General features: G+C 72.4%; 17 protein-coding genes. 5 read left to right on the top strand and 12 right to left on the bottom strand.

Going from position 1 to position 24,933, the window contains the following annotated elements; translation table 11 throughout:
• The first annotated feature begins 404 nt into the window (after positions 1–404).
• The 3 genes from AB0J21_RS11050 to AB0J21_RS11040 all read left to right on the top strand — a co-directional run bounded on the left by AB0J21_RS11050 (position 405) and on the right by AB0J21_RS11040 (position 6,140).
• Entirely contained in the window at positions 405–1,322 is a 918-nt protein-coding gene (locus tag AB0J21_RS11050; protein WP_363145561.1) for a hypothetical protein, read from the top strand.
• A gap of 456 nt (positions 1,323–1,778) precedes the next feature.
• Complete coding sequence (locus tag AB0J21_RS11045) at positions 1,779–3,611, top strand: hypothetical protein (protein ID WP_363145560.1); 1,833 nt, start codon at positions 1,779–1,781, stop codon at positions 3,609–3,611.
• An 87-nt stretch (positions 3,612–3,698) separates the two neighbouring features.
• Complete coding sequence (locus tag AB0J21_RS11040) at positions 3,699–6,140, top strand: NB-ARC domain-containing protein (protein ID WP_363145559.1); 2,442 nt, start codon at positions 3,699–3,701, stop codon at positions 6,138–6,140.
• Positions 6,141–6,238: 98 nt separating this feature from the next.
• Here the strand turns inward: AB0J21_RS11040 and AB0J21_RS11035 are convergent, their stop codons facing one another.
• Positions 6,239–7,345 (bottom strand): glutamate--cysteine ligase, encoded by a 1,107-nt coding sequence (locus tag AB0J21_RS11035; RefSeq protein ID WP_363145558.1) that lies wholly within the window; start codon positions 7,343–7,345, stop codon positions 6,239–6,241.
• A gap of 228 nt (positions 7,346–7,573) precedes the next feature.
• Here AB0J21_RS11035 and AB0J21_RS11030 point away from each other — a divergent pair, with 228 nt between their 5' ends.
• Together AB0J21_RS11030 and AB0J21_RS11025 are read left to right on the top strand one after the other, a co-directional pair.
• Positions 7,574–9,376, top strand: a complete 1,803-nt coding sequence (locus tag AB0J21_RS11030) for a prolyl oligopeptidase family serine peptidase (protein ID WP_363145746.1) — start codon at positions 7,574–7,576, stop codon at positions 9,374–9,376.
• A gap of 96 nt (positions 9,377–9,472) precedes the next feature.
• Positions 9,473–10,342, top strand: a complete 870-nt coding sequence (locus tag AB0J21_RS11025; protein WP_363145557.1) for an SURF1 family protein — start codon at positions 9,473–9,475, stop codon at positions 10,340–10,342.
• Between the two features lie 168 nt (positions 10,343–10,510).
• Here AB0J21_RS11025 and AB0J21_RS11020 read toward each other — a convergent pair whose 3' ends face one another.
• The 11 genes from AB0J21_RS11020 to AB0J21_RS10970 form a co-directional block, all read right to left on the bottom strand.
• Positions 10,511–11,689 (bottom strand): hypothetical protein, encoded by a 1,179-nt coding sequence (locus AB0J21_RS11020; RefSeq protein ID WP_363145556.1) that lies wholly within the window; start codon positions 11,687–11,689, stop codon positions 10,511–10,513.
• Between the two features lie 263 nt (positions 11,690–11,952).
• Positions 11,953–12,627 (bottom strand): SigE family RNA polymerase sigma factor, encoded by a 675-nt coding sequence (locus AB0J21_RS11015; RefSeq protein ID WP_363145555.1) that lies wholly within the window; start codon positions 12,625–12,627, stop codon positions 11,953–11,955.
• A 623-nt stretch (positions 12,628–13,250) separates the two neighbouring features.
• Complete coding sequence (locus AB0J21_RS11010) at positions 13,251–14,306, bottom strand: aspartate-semialdehyde dehydrogenase (RefSeq protein ID WP_363145554.1); 1,056 nt, start codon at positions 14,304–14,306, stop codon at positions 13,251–13,253.
• Between the two features lie 142 nt (positions 14,307–14,448).
• A complete protein-coding gene (locus AB0J21_RS11005; protein ID WP_363145553.1) occupies positions 14,449–15,717 on the bottom strand; it encodes an aspartate kinase in 1,269 nt (422 codons plus the stop codon).
• Between the two features lie 832 nt (positions 15,718–16,549).
• A complete protein-coding gene (locus AB0J21_RS11000; RefSeq protein WP_363145552.1) occupies positions 16,550–17,038 on the bottom strand; it encodes a hypothetical protein in 489 nt (162 codons plus the stop codon).
• Positions 17,039–17,141: 103 nt separating this feature from the next.
• A complete protein-coding gene (locus AB0J21_RS10995) occupies positions 17,142–17,648 on the bottom strand; it encodes an NUDIX hydrolase (RefSeq protein ID WP_363145551.1) in 507 nt (168 codons plus the stop codon).
• On the bottom strand, positions 17,645–18,550 hold the full coding sequence (locus tag AB0J21_RS10990) for a sugar phosphate nucleotidyltransferase (RefSeq protein WP_363145550.1): 906 nt from the start codon (positions 18,548–18,550) through the stop codon (positions 17,645–17,647). The genes AB0J21_RS10995 and AB0J21_RS10990 overlap by 4 nt, the downstream gene beginning before the upstream one ends.
• Positions 18,551–18,666: 116 nt before the next feature.
• On the bottom strand, positions 18,667–20,766 hold the full coding sequence (locus AB0J21_RS10985; RefSeq protein WP_363145549.1) for a hypothetical protein: 2,100 nt from the start codon (positions 20,764–20,766) through the stop codon (positions 18,667–18,669).
• On the bottom strand, positions 20,763–22,343 hold the full coding sequence (locus tag AB0J21_RS10980) for a hypothetical protein (RefSeq protein ID WP_363145547.1): 1,581 nt from the start codon (positions 22,341–22,343) through the stop codon (positions 20,763–20,765). Before AB0J21_RS10980 ends, AB0J21_RS10985 begins: the two co-directional genes overlap by 4 nt.
• Positions 22,340–23,365: an Ldh family oxidoreductase gene (locus AB0J21_RS10975; RefSeq protein ID WP_363145546.1), complete on the bottom strand. Its 1,026-nt coding sequence runs from the start codon at positions 23,363–23,365 to the stop codon at positions 22,340–22,342. Before AB0J21_RS10975 ends, AB0J21_RS10980 begins: the two co-directional genes overlap by 4 nt.
• Complete coding sequence (locus AB0J21_RS10970) at positions 23,362–24,933, bottom strand: glycoside hydrolase family 3 N-terminal domain-containing protein (protein WP_363145545.1); 1,572 nt, start codon at positions 24,931–24,933, stop codon at positions 23,362–23,364. Before AB0J21_RS10970 ends, AB0J21_RS10975 begins: the two co-directional genes overlap by 4 nt.

The raw sequence follows: 24,933 nt of genomic DNA, 5'->3' as shown, positions 1-24,933 counted from the left end.
GTCTCCTGGTGTGCCTTCCCTGAGCGGTCTTGAGGTGCGCTTTCCCGGTGCGGTACGGGCGTTCGCCGTTTCCCCGGCGGCCAGGACCCGGCCGCCTTCCCTCACCGGACGCGCCGGGTCCTTGTTCGCGAGGGGCCGGTGGCCCGGTGGCCTCCTCAAAGAACTGAGGTAAAGAACTACCCACCCGCCCACCCACCACGGCGCGGCGGCCCCGCTCACCCTTGCGGGTGACGGGTTTGCACGCTCAGTGCACGGACGGTTACGTTCGCCGCGGACACCCACCGCAGATCACCGCGGACAACCGACCGCAGACGACCGCGGACAACCGCACACAGAAACGGCCCCCGGCCGGGATTGCACTCCCGATCGAGGGCCTGACCGCTCAGGAAGAAGAGACCTTCCCGATGGCTGACAGGCAGTCTAACGCGCCCTCGCGCGCCGAGACCGGAGCTTCAACTACCGGCGTCATCCACGTCCGTACGCGGCTCACGGCCGACTTCACCGTGCTCTCCAACGCCCTCGCCCAGCGACGCGGCAGCGCCGTCACCATCGGCGTGGCGGCCTACATCCTGTCCCTGCCCGACGGCTCTCCCGTCAGCATCTCCGCCCTCTGCGCGCACTTCAGCGAGGGCGAGATCGTCATCTCCCGCGCGCTCAGGGAGCTGGAGGCCGAAGGCTATCTGGAGCGTCCGCGTGTCCGGCTGCCCTCGGGGCAGATCCGTACCCGGACGTACTTCCACGACGTCCCCCTCCGGGACCGGGCCCCGCGTCCGGACGGCCCGCCGGAACCGCCGAAGCCACCCCGGCCGCGCCGGTCACCCGCGCCCTCGCCCAGGAGGGCCACCACGAGGACGGCGCTCACGCGGGTGCCGCCCCCGGCACAGCCCCCCGTGCCCGCACAGCGGGAGGCGGAGGAACCGGTGTCGCTCGCCGACGCAGACCCCCGGGCGGTCGCCGTCCTCGCCTCGCTCCGCCGCGTCGACCCCCGTCTCGTCCTCTCCGAGCGGGAGGCCGCCCGGCTGGTGCCGGGCATCGGGCGGTGGCTGGCCGCGGGCCTGTCCCCGCACCAGGTCACCGAGGTCCTCAGCGCCCGGCTCCCCGACCACTTCCTGGCCCGCCCGGCGGCCGTCCTCGCCTTCCGGCTCCGCGAGACCCCGCTGCCCGCGCCGCCCCCGCTCCCCACCGCCGCGCCGCAGCCCCCGAGGCGACCGGCGGTACAGCCCTGGCAGAACTGCGACGGCTGCGAGCGGGCCTTCCGCGCACCGGAGCCGGGACACTGCCGGGACTGCCGGTCCGCGCGCCGGTTCCGGGTGGTCGGCTGAGGTCGGGGGGTGGTGTGCGGGTGGCCATGTTCGCGCCGTCGACTCCCCCTCAGCCACGCACCAGCCCACGAACGCGGATACGTCCGTTTCCTGTGCCCCGCACAGCGGAATCTGGAAGGATCCCTGGCAGCCTGCCCAAGGGGACTCCGTACATGACTACTCGACCGCCAACACCTCGGCGCCACAGGGGAGCTTGCTCTCGCTCCTGGCGCCGGGCCCGGAAGACGACCCCTCTCGCCGTGTGGGCTCGCGCCATACTCTGAGGGGTGCCTGGGAAACAGCCATACCGGAGAGGTTGCAAAAGAGGGTGAGATCCGCTAGCGACGATGACCGCGAACCGCGAACCGCGAACCGCGAACCGCGAACCGCGAACCGCGAACCGCGAACCGCGAACCGCGAACCGCGAACCGCGAACCGCGAACCGCATAGGCAGCGCTGAGTACGAGGGGGTCCGGGATGGCCGCGCAGACCGTTGACCCCTCGTTCCTGCGGGCTCCGGTGGGGCGGGACGCCCGGCGGTGGAACACCTTCCCCGGGGAGCGCGTCCTTGTCGTCGCCGCCCGCACACTCACCTCCACCATCCGGGTCCTGGAGGTGCTGCCTGCCCTGCTGCGCGCGGATCCCCGGGTGACGGTGGTGTTCGCCCACGACCCCACTTCGGCCTTCAGTGACGGCTCACTCGATCTGCTCCACGAATCCGGTTGCCGCGTCATGCCGTGGGGGCAGCTGCCCGACATCTCCCCGGACCTGATTCTCAGCGCGAGCGAGAACATCGACGTACCGGAGGGGGACTGCCCCGTCCTCGTCCTCCCGCACGGCATCGGGTTCCAGAAGTACGTACCGGACTCCCGCTCCCCGGACAGCCGCCTGTCGGGGGTCGTGCCCGACGCGCTCCTCGAAGCCGGCCGGGCCTGGATCGCCGTCTCGCACCCGGAGCAGGAACGGCAACTGCTCGCCTCGCATCCGAAGACGTCCGGGCGCACCCTGCTGGTCGGCGACCCCTGCCTGGACGAGCTGCGCGTCAGCGCCGACCGGCGCGGTGCCTACCGCCGGTCGCTCGACGTCGCCGACCATCAGCACCTGGTGGTGCTCAGCTCGACGTGGGGCCCCACGTCCCTCATCGGCACAAGCCCCCGCCTGCCCGCTCGGCTGCTCTCCGAACTGCCCTGGGACGGTTACCGCGTCGGCCTGGTCCTGCACCCCAACGTCTGGTCCGCGCACGGCGCCTGGCACATTCGCGCTCTCCAGGCGGACGCCCTCGACGCCGGTCTCCTGCTGATGCCGCCGGTGCACGAGTGGCGCCCCGCCCTCGTGGCCGCGGACCTCGTCATCGGCGACCACGGCTCGGTGACTCAGTACAGTGCCGCGCTCGACAAGCCCGTGGCCCTGGCCGCCCACGGCGAGGACGCGGTGCCCGGGACCGCCGCCGCGGACCTGGCACGCCTCGCCCCGCGGTTCCGCCCCGACCAGGACGCGCTACGGCAGGTCGAGGACATCGTCAGGACCCATGCGCGCGAGCCCGACAGGTATGCGAGGGTGACCGCCGGCGCGTTCTGCGAGCCCGGCAGCGCCCTCGCCCGGTTGCGCTCCGCTCTCTACCGCCTGCTCCGTCTGGAACAGCCGTCGACTCCGCCGCCCTTCCCCCTCGCCCTGACGGCCCCGGGCACGTCGGCGACCGCCGTCACCTCGTGGACGGTGACCACCCGGATTCGCTACGACTCCCGCGGCCGCAAACAGGTGCGTGTCAGCCGCAGTCCCACTGTTGTCGCCGCTGAACAGTGCGAGAACGAGACGTTGTTCGTCCATGTCGCTGTCCGTCCCGACGAGGAGCGCGATCGTCGCCTGGCCGAAAGCGCCTCGGTCCTGCTGGGCTCCGATGCCGCCCCTTCCTCCGAGGCCGCCTTCCGCTGGGTGCGCGACGCACTGGCCCGGTGGCCCGGAAGCCTCCTGGCCGCGACCGGCCTGCCGACGGGGGAATACCTGGTGGCCCGGCGTGACGGGCCGGCCGTACTGGTCTCGGCCGGGGCCGGCCCGGCCGACGCGGGGCTCGCCGCCGCCGCCGTCTACGCCGGCCTGCGCGCCAGGGACGCACCATCGAGCGAGACGGTGACCCTGCACGTCGGGGACACAGGGTGCGCTGATACCCCGTACGGCACCGATACGGCGTACGGCGGTGATACGGGGGTTGCCGGTGACACGGGGGTTGCCGGTGACACGGGTGACGGGACCGCGCGACGGACGGCGGCGATCTCCTTGACGCTGCGCCCGGCCGGCGCCCCGGGCTCTTGATCACCTGATCGGTTGACCAGTGGCGCACTACCGGGACGTCCTGGATGCCCCTACGGTGGTCGTCAACGCGTAAACGAAGGGGGCCCGGTGACAGTCGAGGTGGTGGCGCTCGCCGCATCGGGAGCGACGAGCACGGTCGTCGGGCTGGCTGTCACCGAGGCGTGGACCCAGGCCCGGGCCCGTATCCGTCGCCTGTTCGTCCGGCGGCGGCAACAGGACCCGGCGGGCGCCGAGGCCGAGGAACTCCAGCACGCCGTGGAGCAGTTGGCGACGGCGCTCCAGGAGGGCGGCCAGCACGCACTGGGCGATGCCGCCGACCGGCTGCGGCGCAGACTTCGGCACGCCCTGCGACAGGACTCCGAAGCCGCTCATGAACTCATCACCTTATTGCGGGACTTGGATGAGCTGGACGGAGGTGGGCCTTCTTCGGCAGCCGCCCGGCCCGCGACAGTCACCCGCCCCGGCGTCACCTATGACGTGCCTCCGGCCCTGCGCCCCGACGGCCCACCGTCGCAGATCCCGGCCCTGCGCAGCCCCTTCGTCAACCGGACCGTCGAGCTGTCCGACCTGAACCGTTCGACGGCTTGGGCGGGCGGCGACTCCTCGCACGTGGACGTCCGTGTACTCGCGGGGCCGCCCGGGGTCGGGAAGTCCGCCCTCGCCTGCCACTGGGCGCACGGGATGCGCGACCGTTTCCCGGGCGGGCGGATCTACGTCGACTTCGCGGAGCTGCGCACGCGGTCGGTCGCCGGTGCGGACGTGCTCGACGCCGTCGGTCACTGTCTGCGGTCTCTCGGCGTCTCCGAGGCGGTCCTTCCGCCGTCGCTGTCCGAGCGGACCGCGCTCTTTCGCCGACGCACCTCCGACCTGAAGGTGCTGCTCGTACTCGACGACGTGACCGCTCCGGCCCAGGTGCGGGCGCTCATTCCGCAGGGTCCCGGCAGCGCCGTCCTCGCCACGAGCACCGCGAAGCTCGGCGAACTCTCCCTGGACGGCGCGCGGACACTGTCCGTCGAGCCCCTTTCCCCGGAGGCCGCGCTGCTCCTTCTGGCCGACCGGTGCGGGCAGGCACGGGTCGACGCCGATCCGGCTGCCGCACGGCGTGTGGCCGAGCTGTGCTCCAGACTGCCGGTCGCGCTGCATGTCGCCGCCGCCCGCCTGCTGAATGACCGCCACCTCACCATGGCGGCGCTCGCCGCGGCGCTCGCGGACGAAGACCGGCGGTTGTCCGCCCTGAGCGTGGGAGGCCGGTTCCCCGTGTCCGCCGTCTTCGACTCGTCCTACCGCCAGCTGCCGCCGGACCTCGCGCACGGCTACCGGCTGCTCGGCTGGATTCCGGGCCTGTCCTTCGACGCGGCGACGGCCTCGGCCGCCCTCGGCTGCGACGTGGTGAGCGCGCAGTTGCTCCTCGACGTGCTGGAGGACATGAGCCTCCTTGAGACGACGGAGGACCGTCGCTACCGGTTCCACGGACTCGTGCGCCTGCACGCCCGGGAGCGCGCGGCAGCCGAGGAGCCGGCGGACGGCGAGTCCTCAGTCGTGCGGCGGGTGCTGACGCACTACCTGGTACTCACGGCCTTCGCCGATCGCGCGGTGCGCGCCGACCGGACTCGGGTCGCCGACCTCCGCTCCCTCCTGGCCGACCGGGCGGACCCGTTCGCCGTCTCAGGGGGGCCGAGTCCTCTGGACTGGCTGGAGGCCGAGCGCTCCAACATCATGGCCGTCCTGCGCTGCGCGGGCGAGCACGGTCTGTTCACGCCGGGCTGGCAGCTCGCCGAGGGGTTCACCGTACTGTTCCTGCACCACCGGCATCTCGGTGACTGGCGGGAGTCCCTGGAGCTGGGCGCCGGGTACGCGGCGGCCGCTGTCGCCCCGGCCGCCGAGGCCCGGCTGCGCAGTCTGCTCTCCCGCCCGCTGATGGACCTCGGTGAGTACAGCTCGGCCCGCGAGGCGCTGGAGACGGCCCTGGCCTGCGCCGAGGTGGCCGGCGACCAGGTGTTGCACGCGTCCGTGCTGGAGTTCTCCGGCCGCTACTGGGACCGCTTCGACCCGGCCCGTGCGGTCACGGCGTACCAGCGCTCCATGGAACTGAACCTGCGGGGCGACGAGCCGCGGGGTGCGGCGATCGCGGCCTTCTTCCTCGGCCGCGCCCAGGACGCGCACGGCGAGGCGGACCAGGCACTCGCCACTCTTCGGCAGGCCAGGACGGACCTGCTGTCCCTGGCCGCCCCGGACCGTCGCATGGCGGCCCGGGCGACCGCGGCGCTCGGCCGTGTCCTCGATCATCTGGGGCGCACCGAGGAGGCGGTGACCACCCTGCGGGAGGCGGCCCGGTCGTTGCGGGAGCAGGAGACGTACGCCTACGAAGCCGAGGCGCTGCTCGACCTGGCGTCCATCGCCGAACGCCCCGGAGGGGACCGGTCACACCTGCGGGAGGACCTGACGCGGGCGATCGCCCTTCACACGGAGATGGGCAGCCCGCCCGGTCTGATGGAGGAGCTGCGCCGACGGCTGGACGACGCGGACTGACCAGCCGCCGGGCCGGAGCACCCGCGCCTGCCGAGGTCACCCGCGCCTGCCACGAGCACCCGCGCGGTGTGCCCAGGGCGTTCACCCGTGGGTCACGCTCACTCCCCCCGCCGCACGCACTCCCCCACCACCTCCCGCAGGCTCCCCGTCTGCGCCAGCAGCTCCCGTTGGACGCGGGCCCCGTTGCCGTCCCGCAGCAGCCTGGTGATGCCGTTCTCGGCGAGGGTGAGGTCGTCGTTGCTCTTCAGCGCCGGGCGGATGTGGTCGAGGAGGGTGGTGAGGGCCTCTTCGGCGGGGACCGGGGTGTGGGTGACGGGGTGGAGGAGGTCGCCGTCGAGGCCGGAGCGGGCGGAGCGCCAGGCGGCGAGGCGCAGGAGGGGGACTCCGGTGGTGGGGGCGGGGGTGTCCGCGCGCCACTCCTCGGCGGCCGTGTCGACCAGGGCGCGGGTCAGGGCGGCGAGGAGGACGGGGGTGGAGGGGTCGAGGCACACGTCGGCCACCCGGATCTCGACGGTCGGGTAGCGGTGGGAGAGGCGGGCGTCGAAGTAGACCATGCCCTTGTCGCGGATCACGCCGCTCGCGACCATCGCCTCGGTCTCCTCGTGGTAGCGGCGGGCCGAGCCGAAGGGTTCCGTGGGGCCGGCCGAGGGCCAGCGGTTCCACACGCGGCTGCGGTAGCTGCCGTAGGAGGTGTCCTCCCCTTGCCAGAAAGGGGAGTTGGCGCTCATGGCGAGGAGCAGCGGCAGCCAGGGGCGGAGGCGGTCGATGACGGCGACGCCCTCCTCGTCGGAGTCGACCAAGACGTGGACGTGGCAGCCGCAGGTCAGTTGTTCCTGGGCGGTGGGGCCGAACTGTTCGGCGAGCCAGCGGTAGCGTTCGCCGGTGCTCAGGCGGGGGTTGACGGGCAGCGGGGAGGTGGCGAGCGGGGCGACGGCCGTTCCGGCGCGGGCCGCGTGCGTGGAGACCTCGGTGCGCAGCCGCCGGATCTCCTGGGCCAGTTCCGTCATGTCCGTGGCGGGGCGGGTCGCGAACTCGATCTGCTGGCCGTGGAGTTCTCGCTCCAGGGGCAGCTCCTCGGGGTCGTCGGGCGCGCCGACGCCCCCGTCCCGTTCCGCCGAGGCCAGGACGGCGGAGGACCGGGACTGGGCCTCGCCCGTCTCCTCGTCCACCAGCAACAGCTCTTCCTCCACACCGACCGTGCGCACGCCGTACCGCCTTTCCCGCAACGGTCGCGCCTTGTGCGGACCGGGGCCGTCAGTTCTCGTTCCCTCTCGTTACCCGCCCCGGGCCCGCCACCCCTGCCCCGCCCCATCGGGTTGGATGGCGGTATGAGTGACATGAGTGATGACGCGGCCGGACTCCCCCGTACGGACACCGGGCCGGGTGCCGGCACGGGCGCCGGTCCCGACACCGGTACCGACACCGGTACCGGCATGCCCGACTGGGAGAAGAGGTTCCGGGCTCCCCGGGTGTCCCTGCCCGAGTGGGCACAGGACGCTCCGGACCATTCCCTCTTCGTGTCGAACGCGACGGGGACCTACGAGCTGTACTCCTGGGACCGCTCGACCGGGGAGCAGCGGCAGGTCACGGACCGGCCCAACGGGACGACCGACGGGACGCTGTCCCCGGACGGGCGGTGGATCTGGTGGTTCAACGACAGCGACGGCGACGAGTTCGGGGTGTGGATGCGGCAGCCCTTCCCGGGCGGGCAGGACACCGAGGCGGTGCCGGGCCTCGCGCCCTCGTACCCGGCGGGGCTGGCGCTGGGGCGGGGCGGGCGGACCGTGGTCGTGGGGCGGTCCACCGACGAGCACGGGTCGAGCGTGCACGTCGTACGGGACGAGGGGGAGCCCGTCGAGGTGTACCGGCACCGGGAGTCGGCCGGGGTCGGGGACCTGTCGCACGACGAGTCGCTGCTGGTGATCGAGCACACCGAGCACGGTGACGCGATGCACTCGGCGCTGCGCGTCCTGCGTCTGGACACGGCGGGCGCGCCCACCGGGGCCGCTTCCCCGCAGGTCGTCGCCGAACTGGACGACACGGAGGGCGGGACGAAGGAGCTGGGCCTGGCCGTCATGGGCTTCGCGCCCGTCGACGGGGACACGCGGCTGCTCGTCGGGCATCAGCGGCGCGGGCGCTGGGAGCCGATGATCTGGGACCCGGTGGCGGGTACGGAGACCGGTCTGTCCGTGGACCTGCCGGGCGATGTGAGCGCCGAGTGGTACCCGGACGGTTCGGCGCTGCTGGTCGAGCACAGCTTCGAGGCGCGCGACGAACTGTTCCGCTACGACCTGGCGACCGCGGCCCTGACGCGGGTGGAGATCCCGGCGGGCTCGGTGTCGGGGGCGGGGGTGCGGCCGGACGGGAGCGTCGAGTACCTGTGGTCCTCGGCCGCCGAGCCGCCGGTGGTGCGGTCCACGAGCGGCCGGGTCGTCCTGGACCCGCCCGGGACGAAGGCGCCGGGTTCGGTGCCGGTGGAGGACGCCTGGGTGGAGGGTCCCGGCGGCCGGGTGCACGCGCTGGTGCAGCGTCCCGCCCGGGGCGAGGGGCCGTTCCCGACGGTGTTCGAGATCCACGGCGGCCCGACCTGGCACGACAGCGACGCCTTCGCGGCGGCGCCCGCCGCGTGGCTCGACCACGGCTTCGCCGTCGTCCGCGTCAACTACCGGGGGTCGACCGGGTACGGGCGGGCCTGGACGGACGCGCTCAAGCACCGGGTGGGCCTCATCGAGCTGGAGGACATCGCCGCCGTCCGCGCGTGGGCGGTGGACAGCGGGCTCGCGGACCCGGAGCGGCTCGTCCTCTCGGGCGGTTCCTGGGGCGGCTACCTGACGCTGCTGGGTCTCGGCGTGCAGCCCGAGGCGTGGGCGGTGGGGGTCGCGGCGGTGCCGGTCGCGGACTACGTCACGGCGTACCACGACGAGATGGAGGCGCTGAAGGCGATGGACCGCACCCTGCTGGGCGGTACGCCGGAGGAGGTGCCGGAGCGGTTCCGGGACTCCTCGCCGCTCACGTACGTCGACGCGGTGCGCGCCCCGGTGTACATCTCGGCGGGCGTCAACGACCCGCGCTGCCCGATCCGGCAGGTCGAGAACTACGTGGACCGGCTCGCGGCCCGCGCGGCCCCGCACGAGGTGTACCGCTACGACGCCGGGCACGGTTCCCTCGTCGTCGACGAGCGGATCAAGCAGCTCCGGCTGGAGATGGACTTCGTACGAAGGCACCTCAAGCCCTGATCCGGGGCCGGCGGCGACCGGCCGGGAGGAGGGGTCGCTCCGTCGTGGTACGGGGCCGCCGCCGGGAGACCGGCGGTCGCCCCGTACCGTGGGGGTGTGTACCGGTTCCTGCTGACTCCCCGGTGGTGGGGAATCCACGTGTTCGTCCTGCTGGCCATCCCGTTCTGCGTGTTCATGGGTTCCTGGCAGCTCGGCCGGTTCGAGGACCGCGTCGACCAGCACAAGGACAGTGACCAGGCGCAGTCCGCGCAGCGCCACGAGCGCGCCGCGCCGCTCGCCGAGGTCCTGCCGGTGACGACGGACACCGTCGGGGACCGCACGGTCGCCGACGGCCGGTACGTCAGGCAGTACCTGGTTCCCGGGCGCGAGCTGGACGAGCGGCGGGGCTTCTACGTCCTGGGGCTGCTGCGCACCGACGAGGACAAGGTCCTGCCCGTCGTGCGCGGCTGGCTGCCGGGCACGGCCCGGGCGGACGCCGCGCCGCCGCTGCCGAAGGGCGAGGTCACGGTCACGGGCGCGCTCCAGGCACCGGAGACCACCGAGACGAAGGGCGTGCACACCGAGGGCGGTCTGCCCGAGGGCCAGCTCGGCATGATCAGCGCGGCCTCCCTCGTCAACCTCGTACCGGACGACGTGTACGACGGCTGGATCACGCAGGAGAAGGCCGAGGGCGGGATGAAGCCGGTCCCGGCGGAGGCGGCGCCGGACAGCGGGCTCGACCTCAAGGCGTTCCAGAACCTCGGGTACACCGGCGAGTGGTTCGTCTTCGCCGGGTTCGTCGTCTTCATGTGGTACCGGCTGCTGCGGCGCGAGGTCGAGGCACAGCGCGACGCGCTGCTCGGCATCCTCCCCGAGGACGGCGAGGACGGCGAGGACGGCGCGGACGGCGAAGGGGACGACGCGGACAGGGCGGGCACGGAGTCCGGGGACGCGGTGGCCGAGACCGCCGAGGCCGGCTCCCGCTGACCGTGCCTGCCCGGCGGGGGCTGCCCGGGGAGCGGTGACGGGGCGCCTCGTCCCCTCCGCGAGGCGCCCCGCCCCCCCCCGCCGTGGCCCGCCGGTCGTCGGCTCGGCCCGTCCGTGGGGCTCAGACCGTGGGCTCAGTCCGTGGGGCTCAGTCCGTGGGGCTCAGGTTCAGCCCGTCGTGCCGGGTGTCTGGAGGATGCCCGTGCGGTAGACGGTGCCTCCGCCGCACGCCTCGGGCAGTGTCGTACCGGCGCTCGGTCCGCCGGGCAGCGTGGTGTGGGTGAGCGAGACGCCGCCCGGCTCCCCCTTGTCCTGGACGAGCGCGGTCGTCAGGAGCTGCGTGGTGACCGCGGTGTCCGCCGTCGCCGGGCCGCTCTTCTGCCCGCCCTGCGGACTCCCGCCCCCCGTACCGCTGTCCACCACGGGTGAGGGCCCGGAGTCCGGCCCCTCCCCGGGGGTGCCCGCGGACGTCGACGGGGTCGGCTCGGCCGGCTGGCTCGGCGCCGTACCGCCGCCCCCGCCGCTGTCGCCCTCGCCGCCGCCCGTGCCGCCGCTGTTCTCGCCCTCGCCCGGTACGGTGCCGGGGTCGCTCGGGCACTCGGCCTTCGGCACGTAGGCGAAGCGCACCTCGTACGAGGCTCCCGGCGCGAGCACCATGGCGGGCACCGCGGCCGAGGGGGCGGGCAGCCGGCCCGCCGGGTCGCCGGCCGTGTGCTCCACGACCTGGATGACGGTGCGGGCCGCCGCGCCGTGGGCGGTCGCGTTCAGCTGCCCCGGGCTGTCGACGGTGCAGCCCTTGCCGGAGACGTTGGCGACGCGGAAGCTGCCGTAGACGGTGCCGTCGGGCCCCGGGCTCCCGGAGTTCGCGACGGTGTCGCCGAGCTGGGTCGCCGCGCACGCGGGGGCGGCGGCGAGGGCGGCGCTGCTCGTCGGTTCCGGGATGCCGCTGGGGGCGCCCTTCCCGCCGTGCTTCCCCTCGCCGCTCTCGTCGGTGCCGTCCTCCCCGGAGTCGCCGCTGTGCCGGGGTCCGGGCCCGGCGCGGTGGCCGTCCCGGGGGCTGCCGGAGCCGGCCGGGTGGTCGCGGGCGTCCTGGCTGCTGCCCGCGATCGCCGTGTCGTCCTCGCCCGCCGGGGCGCTCACGACGTGCACGGCGGCGGGGATCGCCGTACCGAGGAGGAGGGCGGCGGCCGCGACACCGACCAGCGCCTGCCGCTTCCTGGCCCTGCGGGCCGGGACCGCGACGCGCAGCCGGTCCAGGGAGGCCGTGGAGGGCTCGATACCGCCGACGGCGCTCTGCAGGAGGCGGCGCAGGGCCAGTTCGTCGAGGTCGTCCGTTTCCTGAGTCATGGCCGCCGTCCCGCCCTCGTCCCCACCGGGGGTTCCGGGAGCGCGGGGCTCATTCCGTGGCGACCGGGACAGGGCCGAGAGGTGCGGGCGCGGGTGCGGGTGCGAGCGGTGTTGTGGTTGTGGTTGCGGTTCATCAAGCGTGTCCTGCGAAGTGTCCGACGGGGCGGCGGGGCGCTCGGGGGCGGGCGCCGCTGCCGTCTCCGTGGTGTCGTCCGTGTCCGGCGTGGGGGGTGTCTCGTCGTGCCGCGCGGGGGGTGTCTCGCTCACGCCGGGTCCTCCATCGCGATCCGCAGCGCGGCGATGCCGCGTGAGCCGTATGCCTTGACCGAGCCGAGCGATATGCCGAGGGTCTCGGCGACCTGGGCCTCGGTCATGTCCGCGAAGTAGCGCAGGACGAGGACCTCGCGCTGGCGGCGTTGCAGACCGCGCATCGCCTTGATCAGCTCGTCGCGCTCCAGCAGGTCGTACGCGCCCTCCTCGGCGCTGGCCATGTCCGGCATCGGCTTCGAGAGCAGCTTGAGGCCGAGGATGCGCCGGCGCAGCGCGGAGCGGGACAGGTTGACGACGGTCTGCCGCAAGTAGGCGAGGGTCTTCTCCGGGTCCCGGACGCGTTTGCGCGCGGAGTGCACACGGATGAACGCCTCCTGCACGACGTCCTCGCACGAGGCGGTGTCGTCCAGGAGCAGCGCGGCGAGACCCAGCAGCGAGCGGTAGTGCGCGCGGTAGGTCTCGGTGAGGTGGTCGACAGTCGTGCCGGCCGCCGCGGTCTGCTCGGCGGACGCCTCACGCTGTCCCGGGATACGGGCCGAGGGCCTGGTCAAGGGCATCGGCGCAATCACCGGCATCGTGCCGGAGGCACCTGGCGCGCGGGGTCGCCTGAGCGGGCGCAAGGGGGCTGTCGCAGCCCGCGCCACCGTGAATTCGAGAACCTCTGCCACGCCAGTTGGACACGCCTGCCCACCGCAGGGTTGTACGGGACCTGAAGCTCGTGCGGAGCGCGCGCCGCGCCGCCCGCCCGTGAGGCCCGCCGCGACCGCCGTACGAGCCCGCCCGGGTGGACGCGGCAGGCGTCCGCCGCCGCCGCGCACACGGGTGCGCTCCCGGCCGTACCGGTGGCCGTTCCCCCTTCGCCGGGCCGTCCCTCGCCCCTGTTCCGGGTCCCCCGGGAAACCGCCCCCACCGCCCTCACATGCACCAGCTCATCCCTCACCGCACCGAACGTCGCCCTGCGGATGCCACCTGCCGGATGTCCGCATAGACGCCACACATCCCGTACACGGTTGCAGGGAAGTTCCCTCGCATCGTCCGTTGCGAAGGCAACCGCACACAAGTGGCCCCGGTCATGGATTTGAGCACACGGGCATCACATTGATCACACAGGGAGGCCACATGACGGCGGGCGGCGCCGAGGGCTGCCCGCAGCTGGTCCGGTGTGCCCTGCCGGGTCCCAACTGGGCGGTTTGGGAACGGTTTTCCCGAGCCTCCGCTATGCGCGGAAGCCACCGGGAAGGACGGGAACCGAGGGTATGTCAGGTAAGCGGCCCGGCCGGGCGGTACGGGCTCAGCCGCGGGACTCGGAGGCGACGAGCTCCGCGATCTGCACGGTGTTGAGCGCCGCGCCTTTGCGCAAATTGTCCCCGCACACGAAGAGTTCGAGGGCGGTCGGGTCGTCCAGGGAGCGCCGTACGCGTCCGACCCAGGTGGGGTCGGTGCCGACGACGTCGGCGGGCGTGGGGAACTCGCCGGCCGCCGGGTCGTCGAAGAGGACGACACCGGGCGCGGTCGCCAGGATCTCCCGGGCGTGATCGACGGTCACCTCGTCCTCGAAGCGGGCGTGGACGGTCAGCGAGTGGGTCGTGACGACGGGGACGCGCACGCAGGTCGCGGTGACCCTGAGGCCGGGCAGCCCGAGGATCTTCCGGGACTCCTCGCGGACCTTCAGCTCCTCGGTGGACCAGCCGTCGCGGGCGTACGAACCGGCCCACGGCACGACGTTGAGGGCGAGCGGCGCGGGGAAGGGCCCGTTGGCCTCGCCGACCGCGCGGCGCACGTCGCCCGGGGAGGTGCCGAGTTCGGTACCGGCGACGAGGGCGAGCTGTTCGCGCAGGGTGTCGACGCCCGCGCGGCCCGCACCGCTGACCGCCTGGTAGGAGGAGACGATCAGTTCGCTGAGCCCGAACTCGGCGTGCAGCGCGCCCACCGCGACGATCATGGAGAGCGTCGTGCAGTTGGGGCTCGCGAGGATCGAGCGCGGCCGGTTACGGGCGGCGTGCGGGTTGACCTCGGGGACGACGAGGGGCACCTCGGGGTCCATGCGGAAGGCGGCCGAGTTGTCGACGACGACGGCGCCGCGCGCGGCGGCGACCGGCGCCCAGTGCGCGGCCACGGCGTCGGGCACGTCGAAGAGGGCGAGGTCCACGCCGTCGAAGGCCGCCTCGCTCAGCGCGACGACCTCGGTCTCGACGCCGCGCACGGTCAGTTTGCGCCCGGCGGAACGCGCGGAGGCGATGAGCCGGATCTCTCCCCAGATGTCCGCGTGCTGGGACAGGATGCCCAGCAGTACGGTGCCGACGGCGCCGGTGGCGCCGACCACGGCGAGCGTGGGACGCGCGGTCACCTCGGCACCGCCGGACGGGACGCGGCCGCGCGGCGGCGCCCGGTACGCGGCACGGTGACCGCCACAGCGGCGCGGGCACCGCCCGCGCGGTCACCGGTGAGGTGACCGCGGCCGGGGGTGCCCGCGCCGCCGGAGGGGGACGTCATCGCCCGGTGCCTCCGTAGACCACGGCCTCGTCGCTGTCGCTGTCGAGCCCGAAGGCGGTGTGCACGGCGCGCACGGCCTCGTTGACGTCGTCGGCGCGGGTCACGACCGAGATGCGGATCTCGGAGGTCGAGATCAGCTCGATGTTGACGTTCGCCTTGGACAGCGCCTCGAAGAACGTGGCGGTGACCCCGGGGTTGGTCTTCATACCGGCGCCGACCAGGGAGATCTTGGCGATCTGGTCGTCGTAGCGCAGGGACTCGAAGGCGACGGTGGCCTTGAGCTTCTCCAGGGCGTCGATGGCCTTGCGGCCCTCGTCCTTCGGGAGGGTGAAGGAGATGTCGGTGAGGCCCGTGGAGGCGGCCGACACGTTCTGCACGATCATGTCGATGTTGACCTCGGCGGTCGCGATCGTCTTGAAGATCGCGGCGGCCTCGCCCGGCTTGTCCGGCACCCCGACGACGGTGATCTTCGCCTCGGAGGTGTCGTGCGCGACACCGGAGATGAGTGCCTGCTCCATCGCTTCGTTCCCTCGCGCTTGGCCGACCCACGTGCCCTGGAGCCCCGAGAAGGAGGAGCGGACGTGGATCGGGATGGTGTAACGGCGTGCGTACTCGACGCAGCGGTGCAGCAGCACCTTGGAACCGGAACTGGCCAGCTCCAGCATGTCCTCGTAGCCGATGTGGTCGATCTTGCGGGCCTTCTTCACGACGCGCGGGTCGGCGGTGAAGACCCCGTCCACGTCGGTGTAGATCTCGCAGACCTCGGCGTCGAGCGCGGCGGCGAGGGCGACGGCGGTGGTGTCCGAGCCGCCGCGCCCCAGGGTGGTGATGTCCTTCTTCTCCTGGGACACGCCCTGGAAGCCGGCCACGATCGCGATGTTGCCCTCGTCCACGGCCGTACGGATACGGCCGGGCGTGACATCGATGATGCGCGCTTTTCCGTGGGAGGAGTCGGTGATGACACCTGCCTGGCTGCCGGTGAAGGACTGGGCCTCGTGGCCCAGGTTTTTGATCGCCATGGCCAGCAGGGCCATGGAGATCCGCTCCCCCGCGGTCAGCAGCATGTCCATCTCGCGGCCGGGAGGCATCGGTGACACCTGCTCCGCGAGATCGATCAACTCGTCCGTCGTGTCACCCATCGCGGACACCACGACGACGACCTGATGGCCGTTCTTCTTGGCTTCCACGATTCGCTTGGCGACCCGCTTGATGCCTTCGGCATCGGCAACGGATGAGCCTCCGTACTTCTGCACGACAAGGCCCACGTGCGCTCCTCGGTAGTCAGTGTTGCGATCGGCTCAGTTTAACGAGCGGCGGGTTTTCGCCCGGCGGGTACCGACAGGTGAGACATATCGACCGGTGGGACATCACGCCCGCCCCGCCCGCCGAGCCCGTCCCGCCCGCCGCGCCCACCGGCCGTACCGGCCGTCCCCGCGTCGGGAGACGGCTGCGGCACCCGGTGCCACTCTTTACCAGCCCTTGCCCAGCGGGCCGGGGAGCACTCGGATTGTGGGACAGGTCACGTCCGGCACGTGGTGCCGGGAGGGGCGGAAACGGAGGGGCGCGTCCGGGACCGGGAGGAGCAAGGGGCCGGGAGGAGTAAGGGGGCGGGGCGCGTCGGGGCCGGGGGATGGCGGGACGCGGTTCGACCGCCTCGCCCGTGAACAGCTCACCGCGATACGTGAGCGACTGGTCCGGCTCCCTGTCCACGGCGGGGTCGTCGATGCTGATGCGTGTCAAGGGTCGCCTCACCGGAGACCGAACGCGGCCAGGATCTCCCGTCCCCGCTCCTCCGTCACCGGCGGCGGCCGGTAGTCCGCGCCGCGCACGTGGGCGAGGAAGTCCGGGGGGGACGGCCAGGTGGTACGTCGGGAAGTAGGAGGTGAGGTACTTTCGCCACACCCACGTCCCGTCGCTGCACAACGAGGAGCCGCCGAGCAGCACCGGGCCGCCGTCGTCCTCCCGGAGCACATCGGGCTCACCGCCCATCCAGCTGAACAGTTCGGTCCCCTCGTACAGGTACTCCAGGATCCGCGCCTCGTCCGGCTCGCCGTGCTCCCGCACCGCGTCCCGGATCGGGCCCGCGAGCGGCTGGTCCTAGTCCCTGCCCGGTTCCAGTTCCGGGAAGAAGCCGAGTGGCCTGACGGGACGGTGGGAGGCGGCGGACTGCCCTGCCGTGGCGAGGACTTCGGCCTCCCGTTCCGGTGAGTAGCCGTTGGTGAGCGGGGGCCGGCCGCGTGCGCGGTCCCAGGCGAGGACGTCCGCGGCGGTGACGTCGAGCGGGGTGGCGGTGAGCCCGGCGGCTCGCGCGCGGGCCGGGCTGCGGCGCTGGCCGTCGTGGTTGGCGCGGACGAGCGGGAAGAACGGCGGGGCCTGCGGGTCCTGGACCGGGACGATCTCGGTCGACGCGGCCGTGCCCGCGACGCGCGCGCAGGTCTCGATCAGCTCGCCCAGGGTGACCGGCCGGGCGGGGCCGACCGCGTGGAAGGCGCCCGGCCGCTCGTCCCGCACGAGCCGTACGACGAGCCGCGCGAGGTCCCGTACGTCGAGGATCTGGATCGGCTGGTCCGCGTCGAGAACCGCCACACGCCCCGTCGTCCGCCGAACTCTTCGCGTCGGGCGCGCCCGACGTCATCGACGCGGCCTCGCACTCCCTCCGGATTCTCAGTGTGCCCGGCTCACAAGGAGATCACCGCCAAGCAAACTTCTCATCATTCATCGGCGGCAGCATGACGTTCGGCTCAGACGGAAGCTCGTCGATGGCGCCGAGATACGGGCCCACCGCGGGGTAGAGGTGGAGTTCGGCGGCTCGCCGCAGCGGTACCCACATGACGGCATTCGCGTCATCGGCGTCCTGCTCGACGGCCGGGAGACTTCGGCGTGTGCCGTCGGGGATCGACAGGCGGTGGATGAGGTGCAGGCGGCGGAAGGCACCCTCGTGATCCGGTCGCGTGTTCTGTTGATCCTGTACCCATAGGAGGGTTGGAGGTCCGTCGAGGGTGTCGATATCGAGGTGGAGCTCTTCCTTGAGCTCTCGGGCCAGGGCCTGTGCGACGCTCTCCTCCGGGCAGACGAGCCCACCTGGCAGGGAGTACTGGTCTCCGTCGAGGCGACCGCGCCGGATCAGGCAGAGGGAACCGCGGTTGAGTATGGCGGCACAGGCCCGGACAGCGATTGCTTCGGTCTGATCGCTCACCGCTCCTCACCTTCGCCCGTAAGGCGCGCGGCAGCGTTGTTCGCCGTGAGCCAGCCGGCGGGGTTCCCGCAGTCGTGGTAGGCCCCTTGCACGGGGTGGACGAGGAGGTCGTGGTCCCGTGCGAAGGCGGCGATGGCGTCGGTCGCCTGGTATTCGCCGTTGACCGGCGACGGTTTCAGCGCTCGGAAGCAGTCGAGTGCTTCGCTAGGAAGCAGGCTCCGGGAGATGTTGATGTAGGCCGTGGCGCCCTCGTAGTTGAGGGGCTTCTCGTCGAAGCCATCCAAGAGTTGGGCTTCGTTGCGGGAGTGGGCCCTGAGTACGCCGTAGCGGTATGCCTGGGTTCCGGGGACGCTCGCTGCTGCGATCGCTCCGCTCGCGCCTCCTTCAGCGCGTGTGCGCACGAGGTCGGCGAGATCCGAGCCGCCGTCCTGGCGTAGGAGGAGGTCGTCTCCGGCGATGAGGAGGAAGTCGTCCGCTCCTACCCAGTCGGCGGCGATCATGGCCGGGAGCGCCGTGCCGTAGCGATGGGTTCGGGGTTGCTCGATGAAGGTGAAGCGTGCCCTGGTGTGGAGGTCGGCGAGGGGCTTGTACTTCTCTTCCCAGCCGCGTTCGGCGAAGTACTGTTCGAGGTCGGTGTCGTGGCTGAGGTAGTGGCGTACCTGCTGGCCCGCAGGTCCCGGCCCGACGACGACGGCGATTTCCTGGGCTCCGGCGGCGACGCAGTCGGCGACCGCGTAGTCGAGGACGGGGCGGTCCAGGATCGGCAGCATGCTCTTGTTGATGGTCTTGCCGATGGGGAAGAAGCGGCTTCCCGCTCCGGCAACTGCGATGACGGCCTTGATCGCGCGCACCCTTCGCTCGGTGCCCGCGCGGGTGCGGCGGGCCACGTCCGGACAGGCCATCGAGTCTAATCGTCGAGCGCGGGCCGGGAGGTTAAAGCCGGGCCTTACGCCTGAGAAACGCTGTCCGGTCGCCGTACGTACGGCGACCGGACAGCGTGGCAACGGCAGGCGCTGCGTCAAGGGCGGGCGGCCCCCGCAGGCCCGCCTTCATCGGGCGTGTTCATCGCGCGGAGGGTTCCTGCAGTGAGGTAGCGGTCCCAGGCGGGTGTAGGCCGTTCTTCGGGCGGGCGGCCATTGCGGTGTGCTTGGAGGTGGACCGCTCGCAGCATCGCGTCGTAGTCGCGCGGTGTACCGGTGGGCGCGTCGGTGTACCGGTGGAGGGCGGCGATCCCGGTCTCGACTATTTTGCCGTGCGGGCTGAGGGCCGCGAGCAGGCCGGTGTCGAAGGACAGGCCGCGTTCGGCGATCCGAGGGAGGAGGCGGCCGAGCGGCTCTGAGGGGAATGCCTTGAAGCCGGCTTGCGGGTCTCGTACGTCGAGGCCGAGGAGTTCCTGTACGAGGGTGCGGTACCGCTGGGTCGTGGGCGACGGGCCGCCGGGGCGGTAGTACCCGTACGAGTCGGGCCTGACGCGGGAGCCGATCGCGGCGACCGCTCCCTTCGTGTCCAGGGCGGCTTGGAGCACGCCGAGCTGGTCGAGGGGATAGGTGAGGTCGAGGTCGGTGTAGGCGACGGTGGCGGCCCCTGCTGCGACGAGCTGTCCGAGGCCCCAGAGGACGGCGCCTCCCTTGGCGCTGGCGGCATCCGGCCGGGCCGCCCGGCGGAGGGTGATCTGCGGGTGCGCCGGTGGTTGCGCAAGTGCCTTGGTGCTGGCCTGGTCGGGGTCCTCGTCCACGAGCAGCACGTTGATGCGGGCATCGGGCCGCTGGTCGACCAGCCACGTGAGCTGGGCCCATTTGACGCCCAGGACATCGGCCGTGGCGGCGGCGCGCTCGGCTTCGCCGCGCATGGGGATGACGAGCCCGATGTCCGTCGGCGTGGCGCGGGTGATGACGGACGCTTTCGACCGTGCTGCTTTCAGTGAGGCCACGAGGCCGTGCACGTGCAGGGCGCCGGGGACCTTGTCGCGACGGTTCTTGGCGAGCCCCCGAATGAAGGCGATCAGGAGGGTTTCGTCGAAGTGCGGGAGGGGGCTGTGCCCGAGGTAGCCGGTCAGTCCGTCGGCGATCCGGTGCAGTAGCGCGCGGCCGTCGGGGTCGGCGGCCCAGAAGCGGTCCGGGGTGGGGAGTTCGTCGCTGGTGGTGAGGCGGCTGCGGGTGTGCTCGGTGAGGAGTTCGTACCCGGCGACCAGGCCGCGCTGCACCGGGTCCCATGCGGAACCGTCGGGGGTGTGCTCGGCCGCATCCCACGCGGTGCGCCAGCGGTCCGATGCAGGAGAGCGACGGGCCGCGAGAGCGATCAGGTGGGGCCAGCGAGCGTCTGCAGCGGGCGAAGGGGTGACGAGCGGCTGTCCTGCCGCGAGAGCCTTCGGAGCGTGGTCGATGGCCGCGAGGGCCTCGCGTTCCTGCGCCGGAGTCTCGACGGCGTCGACGAGCGCGGAGTACCAGGTCTCGGCCAGCAGGCTGAGCCCGTTGGTCTGTGCGGTGAGCGCGGCAACGCCCCGGGAACGGCTCGCGTGCAGGAGCCGTCGGCAATTGTTCCCGTACCAGCGGGCACAGGCCGCGTCGGTCCGGAGGTCGAGGGCGGCCACAGCGACCTTCGCGTGTGTGCGGGCGTCGCTCAGGTGCTGGAGTGCAGCGACGGCGGCAGGCGCGGGCGAGTCCTTCGCCAGCAGCTCGGCCAGGAGGTCCAGAAGTACGCCCGGGTCAGCGTGGGCCGCTGCCCTCGCGAACTTGGGGCTGTCGAGGTAGTCGGCGTCGAGGAGGCTGGGGGCGTAAAGGATCTGGGCGATGGTGCGTGCGAAGGAGTGGCAGGAGCCGGTGTCGCCGGGGAAGAGGTCCCTCCTGAGTCTGGCGACGGAGGCGCGCAGCTCGGGCCGGGCGGCGACGAGCAGTGCGAGGGCTTCGGGCGGGAGGTCGTCCCGGGCGTCGAGCGCGTAGGCGACACGGAGAGCCGACTGGGGGTCGCCCACCGACAGGAGAGCCTTTACAAGCTTGGGTGTCGGAGTTGCCCGGTGGGCGAGCCGCATGACGGCGTTCATGTCCTCGGCGGGGGCCAGGGGACGGGACAACGGCGACTCGCTCAGGGGCAGGAAGATCCGCCCGGTCGTGGATGTCATCGGTTGAGCCTCCCGGCGAAGAGTACGGCGGCCTGCTCGGCGGTGTGGACGGGGAAGAGCAGGTTCTGCCGCAGGAACGTGCGCTCGAACTGGGAGAGTTCGGCGTAGACGATCACCGTGGTGCGCACGATGTCGAAACGGGTGGCACCGCGGCCGATGCGGTCCAGGAGGTGGTGCACGACCTCCGTGTCCGGGGCCTTCGCGGTCGCGCACGCGCCGTGCTGTGCGGCGGGGCAGCGCAGTCGGCAGTTGGTCGCCGGGAGGTCGTAGTGGCCGTTGTAGTCGGGGAGGTGGCTGCCTCGCTCGACGGTACGGCCGCAGGAGGAGCGCTTGAGGACGGCGGGGCGGTCTCCCTCGACGACGTCCGCGTAGACCTCGTGGAACGCGGCCATGATCCGCTTCTCGGTGTCGGCGGTGAGCAGCTTCTTGCCCGGCGTGAAGGAGCCCTGGGGCAGCGGCAGCCCGTACGACATGAAGCTGTGGACGTGGTCGTCGCCGAACTTGAGACCGCCGAGGACGACGGTACGGGCCCCGGCGTCCTTGAACTCCTGCCAGACGTGGCGCAGATGGGCGTCGGTCGTGTTCAGGCCCTCGGCGATGGGCCGGTAGTAGGCCAGGACATTCAGCTTGTCGGAGCTGAGCGCGCGACGGAGGAAATCGAGTCGCCGTCGCCTGTTCGGAGGCTCGATGGCCTCCGGCATCGCGGCGTAGCAAATGTTGATGTCCAGGCTGATGTTCGCCAGCGACTCCAGCAGGCCGATTTGCTCGTCGGTCAAGGCGTACTTGGTGATGCACGAGACGCGATTGGTCAGCCCCAGGCCGTCGAGGAGCTGGAGGGACTTCCAGGTCCGCGGCCACAGCTTCGGCAGGAACGCCTCGCTCGTGGACATGTGCAGCCCGATCGGCGTCACGTGCGGGGTGAACCACGGGTGGGACAGGAGCCGATCCACGATCTCCTCGGGTTCCAGGAAGCCCTTCGGTTCCCAGGAGCCGAGGTACCCGTCGACCGTGTCGCCTTCCCTGCGGTAGCAGTAGGCGCACATCAGAGGGCAGCCGATACCGAAGTCGGCCGACATGCCGCCCTTCATCTGGGACACCATGTAGGCGGTGTTGAGCCCGTCGGGGCCAGCGGCGGCCTGTGTCCGGGCGATCTCCTCCAGCGTCGCCGCCGGGTGGAAGCCGTCGGGCAACGTCTCCTTGAGAGCGAAGGGCGCGTCCGGGGTTCCCACGCGCCCCGGGAACGCGAAGGTGCAGCGCAGAGCGAACTCCATTTCGTCGGTGCCCGCCGCGTCGAGCTGGTGGGCGGTGGCGAGAGGGGCGACCACGCGCGAGGAGAGTTCCTGGAGGGGCACACGGCGGCCGTACGGCTCGTGGAGCAGACGCCCGGCGGCCACCTCGTCGAGCGCTGCACGCACCGGCGGCTGCGCGTGGGAGGAGGCGGCGACGATGGTCGGGTACGGGTCGGCGAGATCGAGCGAGGCGCCGAGTTCCTTGGCGATGCGGCGTCGCCCGGCTCCCGCGCTGAGGGAGCTTGTGGGAGCGGTGAGGGGGTCGGGGGCAAGGGGCGTGGTGCTCATGGCGTACCGCCTTTTTCAGGGGGTCGAGTGAGGGTGACGCGGACGCCGCCCGCGTGTGCGGCGGCTAGCAGGGAATCCAGCACGTCGTCGTCGAGGTCGTAGTGGTCGGTGTGTGCTGCGGCGTGTGGCCAGGAGCCGTCGCCGGGCAGTCGTGCTCCGGCGGCGTGAGCTGCCCCGCGGAGCAGCTCGACGGCGGAGGGCACGGTGGCCGCGTTCAGCCCGAGGAAGGCGGGCGACACGGCCAGGACGAGGAGTCCACGTCCGTCCTTCCCCGAGGGGATCGGTTCGCTGCCTGTGAGGGGCCCGGCCATCAGTTCAAGGCAGAGGGCGAGGGCCTGAGCCTGCGGGGACGAGGGCAGGAGCGCGGCGACGTCCTTCGCGGACCGGGTCATCCGGCCCTCGCCGTCGAGCGCGCCGGCGGGCGGCAAGGGGGTACGGGCGCGGCGGGCGTGCTTGACGGCGCCCCACGAGAGCGCGGCCGGTGCGCCGTCGTAGAGCAAGGGCTCGCGTGCGTTCCCGGCCGGGGCGGCGAAGGCCAAGGGAGTGGTCCCGAGAACGGGTTCGGTGCCGTGCGGAAGGAGAGCGACGCCGGGTGAGGAGGTTTGCGCGACGGCGAGGCCGATCAGTCCCGTACGAGCGAGCGGCACGATGGTGTCGCCGAGGGCTCCGACGTGGCCCATTCCCCTTACGGTGATCAAGCCGACCCCGTGGCGTCGCGCCCGTGCACCCGCCAAGGACATCGCCGCGTGAGCGGCCAGCGGTCCCGGGGCACGGTCCGCCCGCACCCAAGCCGTCACGCTCGACGTGCGCGTCACGCACAGCCTCGGTCGCGGCACGAGACGTCCGGCTCGCAGCTTCGCGAGGAACCCCGGCGCCAGCCGGACCCCGTGGCTCTCGACACCTCTCGCCTGCGCGCTCAGGTGTGCCTCCGCCAGGACACGCGCGCCGCCCCGGGTCATCCCCGTCGCCCGGTACAAGCCGGTCAGCAGGGTCGCAAGCTCGGCAGTGCGTACGCGCGTCACCACGGTCCACCTATGGGGAGACGCCCGGACGGCCGGAGCCGGCCGAGCAGCGCCTCGGCCACCGCCTGCACACTGGCCGCGTGCGGAGAACCGGCGGCGATGAGCACGGGTGCGAGGGAGCCATCGAACTCGTCCAGGGTGCCGAACGACACGTGGACGACGAAGCGACCGGAAGCCGCGATCCGGTTCGCCGCGACCGCCGATGCGCTTCCGCCGGACGGGGTCGTCGTGTCGTAGCCGCAGACCAGTACTGGCCCAGTCCCCGGCACGACGGACGCGGGTTCTGCGCTGGTCACGGGCACGGACCGGGCAAGACACTCCGGGAGGAGATGCGGTGCGAAGCGCGCGCTGTCCGCCCGCCGGGAACCGCGATCCGGTACACGCGCGACGACGACCGCTTGCCGTTCGGGAAGAGGAAGCAGGTCCTGGCCACGAGGCACGGCGAGTCCGGCCCTGGCGATGGTCAGCGCCGCCGCCTTGGCACGGTGGTTCGCCGCCGCCCACGGGGGAAGCGTCTCGCCGCGACGCAGGCCGTACCGCGCGCGCATCGCCGTAACGCGTCGCGCGGCTTCGTACACCCGCTCCGCCGGGATGCTCCCCTTCTCCACCGCCCGGCAGAGGGCGGCGACAACGCGCTGTCGCAGGTGAATCGCCGCGATGCGTCGTTCCACGTCCTGCCCGCCCCGCGAGATCTCCGAGTCGAGCATCACGACATCGATGCCCGCCGCCACGGCCGCGACCGCAGCCGCTTCAACGCTTCCGAACGGCGCGTGCGCAGCCGGGATCGACAGGTTCTCGCTCACCGCCACGCCGTCGAAACCCAACTCCTCACGCAGGAGGGCGAGAACCTCGGGAGAGGCGAAGGCGGGACGATCACCAAAACACCGGACGACGTGGCTGCCCACCATGACGCTTGCGACGCCCGCGCCTACGGCTTCCCGGAACGGCAGCAGACTGCCCGGCGGCAAAGCGTCTACGACCGTCAGGGTCTCGTGCGGGTCGGTGGTCGCCGTTCCCAGCCCGGGGAAGTGCTTGGCGCAGGCGGCCACGTTCTCCTTCTGGCAGCCCCGGACGAACGCGGCGGCCAGAGCGGCGACGCGCCCCGGGTCCGGGCCGAAGGCACGAGCCCCCACGACTCGCGCAGAAGGCCACCGGGCGAGGTCGCACACCGGCGCCAGATTCCATCGCAGCCCGGTCGCCCGCAGCTGCGCTCCGGTCGCCGCCCCCGCGAGCGCGGCAAGCTCTTCCGAGTCCGCCGCTCCGAGCGCGAGTGCTCCCGGTAGCTGTTCCGTGCCGGGCCAGTCGAGGGCGTTGAGGCGTCCGCCCTCCTGGTTGACGCTCAGCAGCAGCGGTCGGTCGCCCGATTCGGCGACTAGAGCCACCATGGAGCGCAACGGCACCGGGCCGACGGCGGTGTCCTTCCCGATACGGCCCGAGCCTCGGCCCGTTCGAGCCAGGAGGAAACTTTCCGTCTCGCCGGAGTCGACGGACAACTCTCCCGGCCGGACCAGCGCGTCCGCGACCGCGCGTAGCGAGGCACTTTCCGGAGAGTCGAAGAGTTCCGCCAT

This window comes from Streptomyces sp. NPDC049954, from assembly GCF_040656295.1.
GTDB lineage: Bacteria > Actinomycetota > Actinomycetes > Streptomycetales > Streptomycetaceae > Streptomyces.
This window is presented reverse-complemented; position numbering and strand designations above follow the sequence as displayed.